Here is a 12,643-nt window from a genome sequence, read left to right as displayed (position 1 = left end):
ACCTCCTCTTTTTTCAGCAAAAACAGGAACAGCCGTTACGGCTGCCCCTGCTTCGATCAGTGCGTTTTGCACGTTTCAAATAAGCCTTTTTCTTTTAACACCTTAATCAGCGTTTCACCCATTACAGAAGGGGTTTCCGCGACTTCAATTCCGCAGGCGTTCATCGTTTTGACTTTTTCTTCTGCCGTGCCTTTTCCTCCGGAGATGATGGCGCCCGCATGGCCCATGCGTTTTCCCGGAGGCGCGGTTTTACCGCCGATAAAGCCGACAACAGGCTTCGTCATGTTTGCTTTCACCCACTCAGCCGCTTCTTCTTCAGCTGTGCCGCCGATTTCTCCGATCATGATGACGGCATGTGTTTCAGGATCTTCATTGAACGCTTTTAACACGTCAATAAAGTTCGTGCCGTTGACCGGATCGCCGCCGATCCCTACAGCGGTAGACTGGCCTACGCCGGCTTCTGAAAGCTGATGGACGGCCTCGTATGTCAATGTTCCTGAACGGGATACAACGCCTACATGACCCTTTTTATGAATGTATCCCGGCATAATGCCGATCTTGCATTCTTCAGGTGTAATAACACCCGGGCAGTTCGGCCCTATTAATCTCGTTTTCTTGCCTTCCATAAAGCGCTTCACTTTCACCATGTCCAAAACCGGAATGTGCTCAGTGATACAAATGACAAGATCAATTTCCGCGTCAACCGCTTCCATAATTGCGTCCGCCGCAAACGGAGCCGGCACGTAAATGACTGACGCATCAGCGCCCGTTGTGTGAACCGCTTCTGCGACCGTATTGAATACCGGTACGCCTTCCGCTTCCGTTCCGCCTTTTCCAGGTGTTACACCGCCAACGATATTCGTGCCGTATTCCAGCATCTGCTTTGTATGAAATAAAGCGGTAGAACCTGTAATCCCCTGTACAATAACTCTTGTATCTTTATTGATAAAAACACTCATTATCTGGTCCCCTGCCTTTCATTCTTTCCTAAACTAAGGATACGATTTTCTGTGCGCCGTCTGCCATTGATTCCGCAGATGTGATGTTTAAGCCTGATTCATTCAGGATTTTCTTTCCTAAATCTACGTTTGTCCCTTCAAGGCGCACGACCAGCGGCAATGTCAATCCGACTTGTCTCGTCGCTTCAACAACGCCCTCGGCGATGACATCACACTTCATGATGCCTCCGAAAATATTAACGAAAATTCCTTTTACGTTTTGATCGGAAAGAATGATTTTAAAAGCTTCCGTCACTTTTTCTGCGGTTGCGCCGCCCCCGACATCAAGGAAGTTTGCAGGTTCTCCGCCGTAGTGTTTAATGATATCCATTGTAGACATTGCAAGACCCGCGCCGTTTACCATACAGCCGATATTTCCATCAAGGGAAATGTAGCTTAAATCGTATTTTGACGCTTCGATTTCTTTCGGATCTTCTTCATCTAAATCTCTGTATTCCATAATGTCTTTTTGTCTGTATAACGCATTGCTGTCGAAGTTCAGCTTAGCATCCAGCGCCATGACGTTTCCGTCCCCCGTAACGACGAGAGGGTTGATCTCGGCGATGGAGCAGTCCTTCTCAACAAATGCTTTATATAAACCGAGCATAAATTTAGCGGCTTTGCCGACAAGCTCTTTCGGGATGTTAATTGCGAATGCAATTTCCCTTGCCTGATAGCCCTGAAGGCCGACAGCCGGATCAATTACCGCTTTTTTAATTTTTTCAGGTGTTTTTTCCGCTACTTCTTCAATCTCCGTTCCGCCTTCTTCAGACGCCATTAAAACGATTCTTGAAGTAGCGCGGTCAAGTACAAGCCCGACATAGTATTCCTTTTTAATATCGCAGCCTTCTTCAATAAGTAAGCGTTTTATTACTTGTCCGTCCGGACCCGTTTGATGTGTGACGAGCGTCTTGCCTAACAGTTCTTCGGCATACTCTTTCACTTCATCTTTTGTTTTTGCAATCTTTACCCCACCAGCTTTGCCGCGGCCGCCAGCATGGATTTGCGCCTTTACGACATAAACCGAGCTTGACAGGCTCTCTGCTTTTTCAACTGCTTCCTCTGCTGTAAAAGCCACTTTACCTTCAGGAACAGACACCCCGTATTTTCTGAGGACTTCTTTTCCCTGGTACTCATGGATATTCATTTCCCATCCTCCTAACTTATGTAGCAAAACTAAAAATAGACTGCGCTTTCATTCTATATAATACTGGAAGAATTGTCTAGGGTTCAAAACAAAATCTTTATATCCTTCCAAACATTCTAACTTTTATTTTATTGAAAATATAAATTTAAACGGAGTCCGGGAAATGAATGGTCCTTATTTTTCGTTTTTCAGGGTTTCGTCCAGTCTGTAAACAAATGAAAAAATTTCGGCAACGGTTTCATAGAGCGCCTCCGGTATCTGATCGTCAACCGTCAAATGGCGCATTAATTCGACAAGGGTTCTGTCTTCCTGAATGGGAACCCCAGCCTTCTCAGCTTCTTTTATAATATTTTCCGCCACATGCCCCCTGCCTGTTGCGACAACCTTCGGGGCTTGGTCTTTCTGCCGGTCGTAATGCAGGGCGACAGCTCTTCTTAACGGCGTTTGCTCTTTCATATTTTCACATCCACTTTTCTTCCGCCGTCTTTTTCTATAAACTCTTCCACAAGAGCGCTCTGGTCTTTCGGGCGCCGTTTTTTAGACGTGACGCCTGACAGGCTGAAGCCCGTTTCTTTTACGGCTTCCTTTAAAGCCGGTACGAGAGGGTCGATGGCCGCCTGAAGCTCAAAATCAGTCTCAACCGTAATGGTCATTACATTTTGCTGAATCATGCAGTCCACAACGGTTTCTTGCAGTGTTTCAAGATGCAGCAAAAACAGGAGCCTGCAATGTGACGGATCGAGTTTTCCGTCCGGCTTCTTCCGTCCTTTAAAGAGAACTGTGATGTCATTCTCATACGCGGACGCTCCCAGCGGAAATGACAGCACCATCTGCGTAAAAGAAGGGTTATGCTGCTCAATAAACAGCTGGCCGTTTAATTTATGAATAAGCGGTTCCGCCTCTTGTTTAACGGATTGGGGCGCTTCTTGAAGCGTCCGGACGGCTTGGAGGGCCGTTTTCAGCGCTTGTTTCTCCGGCTGCGGAGATACGCCTTTTTCAAGCGCTGTAATGAATGATAATTCATCACGCGTGCCCAATCCTTTTTTGATTTTCTGCAAAAGGCTTAATACATCATGTTTTTCCGCATATTTCAATTCGGTGAGCTGAACGGCTTTTTCGAAAACAGCCGCCTCCTGTTCTGTCAGATGTGCTTTTTGAAGAACAGGTGCTGTTTTAAATGTTTTTTCTTGAGAAATGAAAGCCTTAATGATCTCCGCCGTTACTTTTACGGGGCGGTTTTCAGTTTTTTCTGCCGATGTCATTAATTTCTCTATAATCTGTTTTGCCGTTTTTTCAGGAAGTTCCGGATCTGTCCGCGCACTCGGAGGAGAAGGTTGGCTTGAGACTGCCTTTCCGTTTTCACGAGTCTCTCGGACAAATGGTGATTGTTTTGATTCCGTCCGTTCTTCTTCATCCATCAGCCCGGTTTCTGGGATCGGCATGCGTGCAGCCTCGGCAAGCTTCTTCAAGAGACGTTCTGCATGAAGATCCGTTTCCGCGTTTAACACGTCAGAAACCGCCTCTTTGAGCACAGACAGCTCTTTTGCCGATTGCGGAGCCTGATTGATTGCCTGAAGCAGTCCTGAGAGGAGGCGACGGGTCGGAACCGGATATTTAACGGCATGAATGGCTGACAAGACTTCCGGATGTGCGGGCAGTTCCCGTTTCAGCGCAAATACGATTGTTTCCGCCGCTTTTTTCAATTCGGCGGCCGGAAGCGATTCAGCCCAGCGGATGCAGGCTTTGAGGCTGTTTTCCGTCATCGGCAGCTTCTGCTGCATAAACGTTTCGGCAATCTGCAGAGACACAGGGCCCGGTTTGACGGAAAGAGCGTTTAACAGTCTACCCGCCGCTTCCTGAACGGTTTTCGGGCTTCCTTCGAATTGGTCGATGACATGAAGCCGGCCCGTTTTTTCCGCCGGCTGTTTGTCATAAGAAAACCAGTAATACGCCTGCGGCCGGAGGGCGGTTTCAAGCTTTCCCTGCATCGTCCGGCCGCCGATCTGGATAAGAGCGCTTTGATCGTCCAGCAAACGGAGAACCTTCCCTAACAGCAGCCTTTGAGTACCGCTGTCTTTACCGCCGTCCTGCCGGTCCGGAGGGATTTCCGCCGTCAGCTGTCTGAAAGCCGCTTGGATTTCGCCGCTAATGTTCATGTCTTAAGCCTCTTTTCTAACAATAAGATTGAACGGGAGCGAACGTTTTTCGGTGAATAGTTGTCGGTCCGTATGCCTGAAGAGCTTCAAGATGTTCTTTCGTTCCGTAGCCTTTATTTTTTTCAAAGCCGTACATGGGGTAGGTTTTGGCGTACTCAGCCATGAGACGGTCCCGCGTTACTTTTGCTATGCAGGCTCCGGCGGCAATTGACACGCTTTTGGCATCCCCTTTTATAACTGATGACTGCGGAATGTCAAGCGGAAGGGTCATGGCATCAACAAGCAGATAATCAGGTGTTTCCGTTAAAGCATTGACGGCTTTTACCATCGCCAGTCTCGCGGCCTCATAAATGTTGATCCGGTCAATGACGTCCGCATGGACAATGCCGACTCCTACAGCCGCCGCTTCTTCCGTGATCCGGCTGTAATACTCCTCGAGCTTCTTTTCCGACAATTTCTTCGAGTCCGTGAGACCGAGAATCTCGCATTCTGCCGGCAAAATGACGGCGCCGGCTACAACCGGTCCGGCAAGCGGCCCTCTTCCGGCTTCGTCAACACCCGCAATCAGGCGGAAGCCCTTTTTGGATGACAGTCTTTCGTATGCCGTCATGTTCAGCCATTGCTCTTTAAGAGCTTTTTCCTTCGCATGCTTTTTCAGCCATTGCTCTAAAAGCGTCTGTACGCTTTTTCTCGGGTCTTTCTCACATTGGGCAAGGAAGGGGTCGCTTTCGTCCCTGACCTCTTGCAGGCGTTCTTTTACGCTTTTTACGGTTAATGTATTCACGTTCTCTTCTCCCTTACATTATGTATATCGGAATTCTGCGGAAAAAATAAAGACCCGCATCGCTGCGCGTCTTTATTCTGATGGTGTTTCAAATGAAAGCCTGCCGAATTTTTCCGTACGGATGTCCCGAATGATGACTTCCGTTGTTTTATCATAGTCAACCATTCCGCCGCCCATCAAACAGCCGCGTTTTTCACCGATCGCGTCGAAAAGAGCGGCGATATCCTCAGGGATTTCCTGAAGTCCGTAGCGCTCCTTCAAGCGATCGGGATAATGCTCTTCCAGAAAGCGCAGCCCGAAAACAGCCACATCCTGCAGGTTGATAATCGTATCTTTAATCGCCCCGGTGATCGCCAGGCGCAAGCCGACAAGCTCATCTTCAAACTTAGGCCATAAAATTCCCGGTGTATCGAGCAGCTCTAATTCCTTGCCTACCTTTACCCACTGCTGTGAAGTGGTAATGCCGGGCCTGTCTCCCGTCTTGGCAATGTTTTTTTTGGCCAGCCGGTTAATGAGCGTAGACTTGCCGACATTCGGAATGCCGATGATTAATGCGCGGATTGCTCTCGGCCTAACACCTTTTGCTTTCATTTTATCGAACTTATCCTTCAGCAGCTCTTTCGAGGACGGCACGATTTGATGCAGTCCCTGCCCGTTAACGGAGTTTATTGAAAGAGAGGGAATGCCCTGTTCCTGAAAGTGGTCCTTCCACTGGGCAGTCACAGCCGCATCCGCCTTATCGGCTTTATTTAAAAGCATAATGCGCGGCTTATTTTTTAAAATCTCCTCAATCATCGGATTTCTCGATGACATCGGGATTCTCGCATCCACCAATTCGTATACGATATCAATTAATTTCAGTTTTTCTGTTACTTCCCGTCTCGCTTTAGCCATATGGCCCGGGAACCATTGAATGGTCATGTGACTTCGACACCTGCCTTATTTACCGGAACCGGATGTTCCGATGATCTCTTATGTATTTTACGTTGCTTGTTCCGCTTTTACAAATGTCATATAAAAAAAGAGCCTGTTACGGGTAACAAGCTCTTTTCGTTCGTTATCATTATCGTCTGATTTCTTTAATACGAGCCGCTTTTCCGCGAAGTTCACGCAGGTAGTAAAGCTTAGCGCGACGTACTTTACCGTAACGTACAACTTCGATTTTCGCGATTTTTGGTGTGTGTACAGGGAATGTACGTTCAACGCCAACACCGTAAGAAATCTTACGAACTGTGAACGTTTCGCTGATTCCACCACCACGACGCTTGATCACAACACCTTCGAAGATCTGGATACGCTCACGGTTACCCTCAACAACTTTTACGTGTACACGTAAAGTGTCACCAGGACGGAACGCAGGAAGATCAGTGCGAAGCTGTTCTTTTGTGATATCTTGAATTAGTTTTTGCATCGTTTTCAACTCCTTCCAACAGATGCTCTTGGCCACAACTGCAAGGCACAGCGGAACATCGTTTTCAAGCTTCTGAAGGATAAGCCTCCTTAAGCCACAAGTAGTATCTTATCATATCTTCATCACCTGCGCAATAGAATCTATTCGTTTTCCCACTCGGAAATCCATTTTCTTTGCTCATCAGTGAGAGGATAGTTTTCAAGAAGATCCGGACGTCTTAAAAAGGTTCTTCTGATTGATTCTTTATTGCGCCATTCTTGTATTTTGGCATGGTTGCCGGACAGAAGGGTCTCAGGCACTTTTAAGCCTTTATAATCTGCTGGCCTCGTATAGTGCGGATGCTCTAAAAGCCCCGTGCTGAAGGAATCCTCCACGTGGGATGCTTCTTTTCCGAGGACGCCAGGCAAAAGCCTGACAACGCTGTCGGCAATCATCATGGCAGGGAGCTCTCCCCCGGTCAGCACAAAATCCCCGATGGAGATTTCATCAGTGACAAGATGTTCCCGGATCCGTTCATCATACCCTTCATAATGTCCGCAAATAAACATGAGATGTTCCTCTTCCGCCAGCTCCTCGGCTTTCTTCTGCGTATAACGCTCACCTTGCGGGCAGACGAGAATAATGCGCGGCTTGGCGTCCGTACCGGCTGTCAGCTTTTCAACCGCATCAAATACGGGCTGCGGCTTTAACACCATCCCGGCTCCCCCGCCGTACGGGTAATCATCAACCGTTTGGTGTTTATTATCCGAAAAAGCCCGGAAATTGATGACGTCAAAACGGACAGCCTCTTTTTCCTGTGCTTTTTGCAGAATGGATGAGCCGAGCACCCCTTGAAACATTTCGGGAAACAGTGTTAAAAAGTCGATTTTCATTCGTCTATTAACCCTTCCATTACATGAATCTTAATTTTCTTCTCATTTATATTAATATCCTTTACCACAGAAGCAATATACGGAATGAGCGCATCTTTTTTGCCTTTTCTTGCAACCACCCATACGTCATTAGCCCCGGGCGTCAAGATTTCCTTCACTGTGCCGATCAGTTCCCCGTCTTCTGACACAACCTCGCAGCCGATGATTTCATGAAAATAAAATTCATCTTCTTCAAGCTCTCCCAAGTCTTCTTCAGGGACTTTGATCACCATGTTTCTTAAGTGTTCGACTTCATTGAGACTCGGCATTTCTTTGAATTGCAGCAGGTGAAACTGTTTGTGGAGCCTGTGGGCGCTGACCGTTACTTTGATTGGCTCCGCAGCCCCTTCCGCAAACAAATAGAGCGTATTGCCGGGCTTGTACCGTTCTTCGGCAAAGTCCGTTTTAGAAATGACCCGCACTTCGCCTTTAATGCCGTGGGTATTTACAATTTTGCCTACATTAAACCATCTGTTTGTCATATTATCACCTCGGGCGGATTTCAATTACTACCCCGTCTTTTATGACGATGGTATTTGCCGCTGTTTTTTCATGCCAGTTATCACCGACATTGATTGAAAGCAGCGCATCGATCTCCTTTTCCTTCACTTCGCTTCCAAGCGGGAGCGACTCTGTCTGGCTTATTTGGAAATCGATCATTTTGATTTTGTCTTGTCTTTTTTCAATGGCTTTTTTAAAAGATTCCGCTACATCGGGATTCTGCTGATCTTTTTCATGTTTTCTAAGCTGAAAATAGAGCTGGCTGCATTCTCGTTCAAGCGTTTGCTTTTTTTCTGCAAAAGAGGCCAAAAGCTTTTCCTTGCTTTGCTCGGTCAGAACCTGCATAACGGTTACCCTGTGAATAATCTGCATAGGACCAGACTCCCCACTCTTCCAACATATTTCTGTTCATTTGCCTTTTTTACGTGTAAAAAAAGGGGAGGTGCCGGCCCTCTCCCTTTTTCAGTCAAATATTTCAAATTGAACTTTCTTAGAAGACTGTGCGCCAGCTGCAAAAACGACGGTTCGAATCGCTCTTGCAGTCCGGCCTTGCTTTCCGATAATCTTACCGGTATCTGACTTATTGACAGATAAGCGCAGCGCAATCTTTTGATCAGTCTCTTCCTTTGTGACCGTTATGTCTTCCGGATGGTCGACAAGCGGAGCCACAATGCTGACAATCAAATCTTCCAAGTTCTGATCAGTCATTACTTGCCTTGTTTAGCGTTGTGGAATTTTTCCATAATTCCTTGGCTTGAGAACAAGTTGCGGACTGTATCAGAAGGTTTAGCTCCTGTTTGAAGCCATTTAAGAGCAAGCTCTTCGTTGATTTTCACTTCAGCCGGCTTTGCAACCGGGTTGTATGTGCCGACTGTTTCGATGAAACGGCCGTCACGCGGTGAACGAGAATCTGCTACAACAATACGATAGAAAGGAGATTTTTTTGCTCCCATACGTTTTAAACGAATTTTTACTGCCATTTTACTAGCACCTCCGAAAATATTTCAACAAGATAGTATATTAACAATGATAAAAGTGTTTGTAAAGTGTTTTTTCTTAACAACGGTTTTATCATGTATAACCGATTACATAAAAGGTAATTTAAAGCCTTTTTTCTTCCCTTTTGACATGTTGGTCATCTGCTTCATCATTTTTTTCATTTCCTCAAACTGCTTTAAAAGACGGTTGACTTCCTGAACGGATGTTCCGCTTCCTTTGGCAATCCGCTTCCGCCGGCTGGCGTTAATAATATCCGGCTGTTCTTTTTCAAGAACAGTCATTGATTTAATGATCGCTTCCACATGATTCAGCTGTTTTTCATCGACTTGGATGTTTTTTAAGCCTTTCATTTTGCCTGCGCCGGGCATCATTTGCAGCAGTTCGTCAAGAGGCCCCATGTTTCGGACCTGGCCGAGCTGCTCCAGAAAATCATCCAATGTGAAGCTCATCGTTCTCATTTTCTGCTCAAGCTCTTTGGCTTTGTCTTCATCAACGGTCGCCTGAGCTTTTTCAATCAGCGTCAGCACGTCACCCATTCCGAGAATCCGGGATGCCATCCGTTCAGGATGGAACGCTTCAAGAGCATCGAGCTTTTCTCCCATTCCGGCGAATTTAATCGGCGTTTCGGTGACCGCGCGGATAGAAAGCGCCGCACCTCCGCGGGTATCCCCGTCAAGCTTTGTTAAAATGACGCCCGTTAAACCGAGCTGGTCGTTAAAGCTTTTGGCGACGTTTACCGCATCCTGACCGGTCATTGAGTCGACGACAAGGAAAATTTCCTCAGGATTTGCGACTTCCTTTACACCGGAGAGCTCATCCATCAGTTCATGATCGATGTGCAGCCGTCCGGCGGTATCTAAAATCACATAATCATGATGCTCTTCCTTCGCTTTTTCAATCGCCTGTCTGGCAATTTCCACCGGGCTGACCTGATCGCCAAGCGAAAAGACCGGCATATCAAGCTGTTTCCCCAGTGTTTCCAGCTGTTTAATCGCGGCGGGGCGGTAAATATCCGCAGCCACGAGCAGCGGTTTGCGGTTATGTTTTTTGCGCAGCAGGTTGGCAAGCTTCCCCGTGGTTGTCGTTTTACCGGCACCTTGGAGCCCGACCATCATAATAACGGTCGGCGGGCGTTTGGCGGCGGCAATTTTGCTTTCTTCGCCGCCCATCAGCTCGGTAAGCTCTTCTTTTACGACTTTAATAACCTGCTGACCGGGTGTCAGACTCTGCATGACGTCCTGTCCGACAGCCCGTTCACTTACTTTTTTCACAAAATCCTTTACGACTTTAAAGTTAACGTCAGCCTCAAGAAGCGCAAGACGGACTTCACGCATCATCTCTTTTACGTCTTGTTCGCTGACTTTTCCTTTTCCGCGGATTTTTGAAATCGTCTTTTGCAGTCGGTCGGCTAATCCTTCAAATGCCATTGTTTGCCGCCTCCTAATCTAATTTCTCAAGCGCTTCAATCAGAGCCGTCATTTTTTCCTCTTCCTGCAAGCCGGAAGCAAGCTCTTTCAGCTTTGTAAACATTTCTTTACGCTCCTGAAACTTTTTAAAAAGGAGCAGTTTTTCTTCATATTGTTCAAGCATCGCTTCAGTCCGTTTGATGTTATCGTAAACGGCTTGCCTTGAAACGTCATACTCTTCGGCTATTTCACCAAGGGAGAAATCGTCCAGATAATAAAGCGACATATAGCTCTTTTGTTTTGACGTCAGCAACGACTGATAGAAGTCAAACAAATAGTTCATTCTCGTCGTTTTTTCGAGCGACATTTGAGCTCTCCCCTTTGTTAAGTCAAATCCCTTTACAAAAACTTAGTTTACATGGTTTCAGAGCGTGTGTCAAGTTTTTATCTTGTCAAAGCATGATGCTCTTTTTACATAATAAGTTTTCAAAAAAATTCATACAGACCGTCGTTAAAATACTCGAATTCTTGTTTTGATACACGATAGCGGCAATAGCCTTCGTAAAAAGCATTGAGGCATGCTTCATTTGTGACAAAACGACTGATCGCTAATGATTCATCATAACGCGGATCTCCCGCCGATATTCCCGCAGCATCGATAAACAGATAGACCTCTCCGTCTTTCACCAGCACATTATCAGTCGTGCAGTCACCGTGAATCATTGTCTGCTGAACAGGAACAGGCCTGTACCTGTCCAAATCCTTCAAAAGCTCTGCACTTCCTTCAGCTTGTCCTTTTTTGACATATTCCGCGGCTCGTTTGATTTGCAGATCGAGCCAGTCTGTTTCCGGCTGTAAACCAGAGACCATTTCGGTTTCATGCAGCCGTTGCAGAAACTGGCCGAAACTTTTGATCAGCTTTTTCTTTTCAGTATCCCCTTTTGCTTTTCTTAAAGCCGAAGTCAGGGTGATTCCATCCTCAAATGACATGATGATATGGCTGGCATGCTGTTCCTGTATCATCCCATAATAAATAGGAACAGGCAGACGACGAGTTTCCGTCAGTTGTTGTAAAACGAAGGCTTCTCTCATTAACCATTCCCGATACTTCTGTTGAAAAGAACTTTTCAGCAGAAATGCGTCTTGGCCGGTCACTATTTTCCGAACGGTTGAAGTGCCTCCCTGTTCATCCAGCAGCGACATATGGTTTATCGCGCCGATCTTACTTTCCAATTCAGCTTTCAGCCATTTGTCCAACAACTGCCCCCTCCATTCCGATCTATCAATGCGTATAAAAAAACGAGTATAAAACCGTCCATTTTATACTCGTTTTTTATTCATTAATCCTCGGCTTTTTCAACTAAATCCGAAAAGAGACCGTATACGTAAGATTCTGCATCAAACCGCTGGAGATCGTCAACCTTTTCTCCGAGGCCGACCAGTTTCACGGGGATGTGAAGCTCATTGCGGATCGCCAGGACGATACCGCCTTTTGCGGTGCCGTCAAGCTTCGTTAATGCGATACCCGTCACATTCGTCGCTTTGGAGAATTCTTTCGCCTGCGCCATCGCATTCTGGCCTGTCGTCGCGTCAAGCGCAAGGAGAACCTCATGCGGGGCCTCAGGCACTTCGCGTTCGATGACGCGTTTGACCTTTTCAAGCTCTTTCATTAAGTTAACTTTATTCTGAAGGCGGCCGGCCGTGTCACAAATCAGCACATCCGCTCCTCTTGCTTTAGCCGCGTGTACGGCATCATAAATAACCGCCGCAGGGTCGCTTCCGGCAGCCTGCTTAATGACAGGCACGCCTGTACGCTCTCCCCACACTTCAAGCTGTTCAATCGCCCCGGCTCTGAAGGTGTCTCCGGCAGCGAGCACAACGGATTTGCCTTCATTCTTCAGCTTATGGGCAAGTTTTCCGATCGTTGTCGTTTTTCCGACACCGTTTACCCCGACAAGCAGAATAACGTTCAGGCGCCCGTCCTGAATATTTAATTCAGAAATCTGTTCGTCGCCGCTGTTATAAATGTCGACAAGCTTTTCAGAAATGACGGACTGCACTTCCTGAGGATCCTGGATGTTTTTCAGCTTCACTTCTTTTTTGAGCTCATCAATCAGCTCCATGACGGTTGTAAAACCTACGTCAGCGCCAATCAGCACTTCCTCAAGCTCCTCGAAGAAATCCTCGTCGACTTTCCGGTAGCGGGAGACGAGTTCGTTCACTTTATTTGAGAAGGAATTTCTTGTTTTTTCAAGACCATCTTTAAATTTTTCAGAGACGGAGTCTGTCTGTTTCGTGATTTTCTCTTTTAATTTTTTAAAAAAGCTCAT

16 protein-coding genes are annotated in these 12,643 nt (G+C 46.7%); all 16 read right to left on the bottom strand.

The features are described from left to right. Nucleotides 1-56 precede the first annotated feature (56 nt). The 16 genes from sucD to ftsY all read right to left on the bottom strand — a co-directional run bounded on the left by sucD (nucleotide 57) and on the right by ftsY (nucleotide 12,643). The gene (gene sucD / locus G9F48_RS03700; RefSeq protein ID WP_003154281.1) at nucleotides 57-959 is read right to left on the bottom strand and encodes a succinate--CoA ligase subunit alpha; all 903 of its coding nucleotides are present in this window, start codon (nucleotides 957-959) and stop codon (nucleotides 57-59) included. Nucleotides 960-987: 28 nt separating this feature from the next. Further along, on the bottom strand, nucleotides 988-2,145 hold the full coding sequence (gene sucC, locus G9F48_RS03695) for an ADP-forming succinate--CoA ligase subunit beta (protein WP_003154283.1): 1,158 nt from the start codon (nucleotides 2,143-2,145) through the stop codon (nucleotides 988-990). A 174-nt stretch (nucleotides 2,146-2,319) separates the two neighbouring features. Next, on the bottom strand, nucleotides 2,320-2,601 hold the full coding sequence (locus G9F48_RS03690; protein ID WP_007409769.1) for a FlhB-like flagellar biosynthesis protein: 282 nt from the start codon (nucleotides 2,599-2,601) through the stop codon (nucleotides 2,320-2,322). Then, nucleotides 2,598-4,301, bottom strand: a complete 1,704-nt coding sequence (locus G9F48_RS03685) for a glycosyl transferase (RefSeq protein WP_165409040.1) — start codon at nucleotides 4,299-4,301, stop codon at nucleotides 2,598-2,600. The genes G9F48_RS03690 and G9F48_RS03685 overlap by 4 nt, the downstream gene beginning before the upstream one ends. Before the next feature lie 16 nt (nucleotides 4,302-4,317). After that, entirely contained in the window at nucleotides 4,318-5,085 is a 768-nt protein-coding gene (locus G9F48_RS03680; RefSeq protein ID WP_007611398.1) for a ribonuclease HII, read from the bottom strand. Between the two features lie 72 nt (nucleotides 5,086-5,157). After that, the gene (gene ylqF / locus G9F48_RS03675) at nucleotides 5,158-6,006 is read right to left on the bottom strand and encodes a ribosome biogenesis GTPase YlqF (protein ID WP_007409766.1); all 849 of its coding nucleotides are present in this window, start codon (nucleotides 6,004-6,006) and stop codon (nucleotides 5,158-5,160) included. Nucleotides 6,007-6,148: 142 nt separating this feature from the next. Further along, a complete protein-coding gene (gene rplS / locus G9F48_RS03670) occupies nucleotides 6,149-6,496 on the bottom strand; it encodes a 50S ribosomal protein L19 (RefSeq protein WP_003154288.1) in 348 nt (115 codons plus the stop codon). 140 nt (nucleotides 6,497-6,636) lie between these two features. Next, a complete protein-coding gene (gene trmD / locus G9F48_RS03665; RefSeq protein WP_003154289.1) occupies nucleotides 6,637-7,368 on the bottom strand; it encodes a tRNA (guanosine(37)-N1)-methyltransferase TrmD in 732 nt (243 codons plus the stop codon). Next, nucleotides 7,365-7,889, bottom strand: coding sequence for a ribosome maturation factor RimM (rimM, locus tag G9F48_RS03660; protein ID WP_003154290.1), 525 nt, complete (start codon nucleotides 7,887-7,889; stop codon nucleotides 7,365-7,367). Before rimM ends, trmD begins: the two co-directional genes overlap by 4 nt. Nucleotides 7,890-7,893: 4 nt before the next feature. Then, nucleotides 7,894-8,280, bottom strand: coding sequence for a YlqD family protein (locus G9F48_RS03655; RefSeq protein WP_003154291.1), 387 nt, complete (start codon nucleotides 8,278-8,280; stop codon nucleotides 7,894-7,896). Between the two features lie 90 nt (nucleotides 8,281-8,370). Beyond that, nucleotides 8,371-8,616 carry a KH domain-containing protein gene (locus G9F48_RS03650; RefSeq protein WP_007611392.1) on the bottom strand — a complete coding sequence of 82 codons (246 nt, stop codon included), beginning with the start codon at nucleotides 8,614-8,616 and terminating at the stop codon, nucleotides 8,371-8,373. Next, nucleotides 8,616-8,888, bottom strand: a complete 273-nt coding sequence (rpsP, locus tag G9F48_RS03645; RefSeq protein ID WP_003154296.1) for a 30S ribosomal protein S16 — start codon at nucleotides 8,886-8,888, stop codon at nucleotides 8,616-8,618. The genes G9F48_RS03650 and rpsP overlap by 1 nt, the downstream gene beginning before the upstream one ends. Nucleotides 8,889-8,993: 105 nt before the next feature. Beyond that, nucleotides 8,994-10,334: a signal recognition particle protein gene (ffh, locus tag G9F48_RS03640; protein ID WP_003154298.1), complete on the bottom strand. Its 1,341-nt coding sequence runs from the start codon at nucleotides 10,332-10,334 to the stop codon at nucleotides 8,994-8,996. A 13-nt stretch (nucleotides 10,335-10,347) separates the two neighbouring features. Next, nucleotides 10,348-10,680 (bottom strand): putative DNA-binding protein, encoded by a 333-nt coding sequence (locus tag G9F48_RS03635; RefSeq protein WP_003154299.1) that lies wholly within the window; start codon nucleotides 10,678-10,680, stop codon nucleotides 10,348-10,350. A 119-nt stretch (nucleotides 10,681-10,799) separates the two neighbouring features. Continuing rightward, nucleotides 10,800-11,570, bottom strand: a complete 771-nt coding sequence (locus tag G9F48_RS03630; protein WP_128574587.1) for a phosphotransferase family protein — start codon at nucleotides 11,568-11,570, stop codon at nucleotides 10,800-10,802. Between the two features lie 83 nt (nucleotides 11,571-11,653). Then, nucleotides 11,654-12,643, bottom strand: a complete 990-nt coding sequence (gene ftsY, locus G9F48_RS03625) for a signal recognition particle-docking protein FtsY (RefSeq protein ID WP_003154301.1) — start codon at nucleotides 12,641-12,643, stop codon at nucleotides 11,654-11,656.

Origin of the sequence: Bacillus sp. EKM420B, from assembly GCF_011065565.1 — a bacterium.
Classification (GTDB): Bacteria; Bacillota; Bacilli; order Bacillales; family Bacillaceae; genus Bacillus; species Bacillus velezensis.
The sequence above is the reverse complement of the archived record's forward strand: the minus strand, read 5'-3'. Positions and strand labels throughout refer to the sequence as shown.

Excerpts from the sequence above, each read along its gene's own strand:
- rpsP (WP_003154296.1), bottom strand. The coding sequence starts at position 8,888 with ATGGCAGTAAAAATTCGTTTAAAACGTATGGGAGCAAAAAAATCTCCT.
- ffh (WP_003154298.1), bottom strand. The coding sequence starts at position 10,334 with ATGGCATTTGAAGGATTAGCCGACCGACTGCAAAAGACGATTTCAAAA.
- G9F48_RS03635 (WP_003154299.1), bottom strand. The coding sequence starts at position 10,680 with ATGTCGCTCGAAAAAACGACGAGAATGAACTATTTGTTTGACTTCTAT.
- sucC (WP_003154283.1), bottom strand. The coding sequence starts at position 2,145 with ATGAATATCCATGAGTACCAGGGAAAAGAAGTCCTCAGAAAATACGGG.
- G9F48_RS03655 (WP_003154291.1), bottom strand. The coding sequence starts at position 8,280 with ATGCAGATTATTCACAGGGTAACCGTTATGCAGGTTCTGACCGAGCAA.
- ftsY (WP_003154301.1), bottom strand. The coding sequence starts at position 12,643 with ATGAGCTTTTTTAAAAAATTAAAAGAGAAAATCACGAAACAGACAGAC.
- trmD (WP_003154289.1), bottom strand. The coding sequence starts at position 7,368 with ATGAAAATCGACTTTTTAACACTGTTTCCCGAAATGTTTCAAGGGGTG.
- G9F48_RS03685 (WP_165409040.1), bottom strand. The coding sequence starts at position 4,301 with ATGAACATTAGCGGCGAAATCCAAGCGGCTTTCAGACAGCTGACGGCG.
- ylqF (WP_007409766.1), bottom strand. The coding sequence starts at position 6,006 with ATGACCATTCAATGGTTCCCGGGCCATATGGCTAAAGCGAGACGGGAA.
- G9F48_RS03650 (WP_007611392.1), bottom strand. The coding sequence starts at position 8,616 with ATGACTGATCAGAACTTGGAAGATTTGATTGTCAGCATTGTGGCTCCG.
- rplS (WP_003154288.1), bottom strand. The coding sequence starts at position 6,496 with ATGCAAAAACTAATTCAAGATATCACAAAAGAACAGCTTCGCACTGAT.
- rimM (WP_003154290.1), bottom strand. The coding sequence starts at position 7,889 with ATGACAAACAGATGGTTTAATGTAGGCAAAATTGTAAATACCCACGGC.
- sucD (WP_003154281.1), bottom strand. The coding sequence starts at position 959 with ATGAGTGTTTTTATCAATAAAGATACAAGAGTTATTGTACAGGGGATT.
- G9F48_RS03690 (WP_007409769.1), bottom strand. The coding sequence starts at position 2,601 with ATGAAAGAGCAAACGCCGTTAAGAAGAGCTGTCGCCCTGCATTACGAC.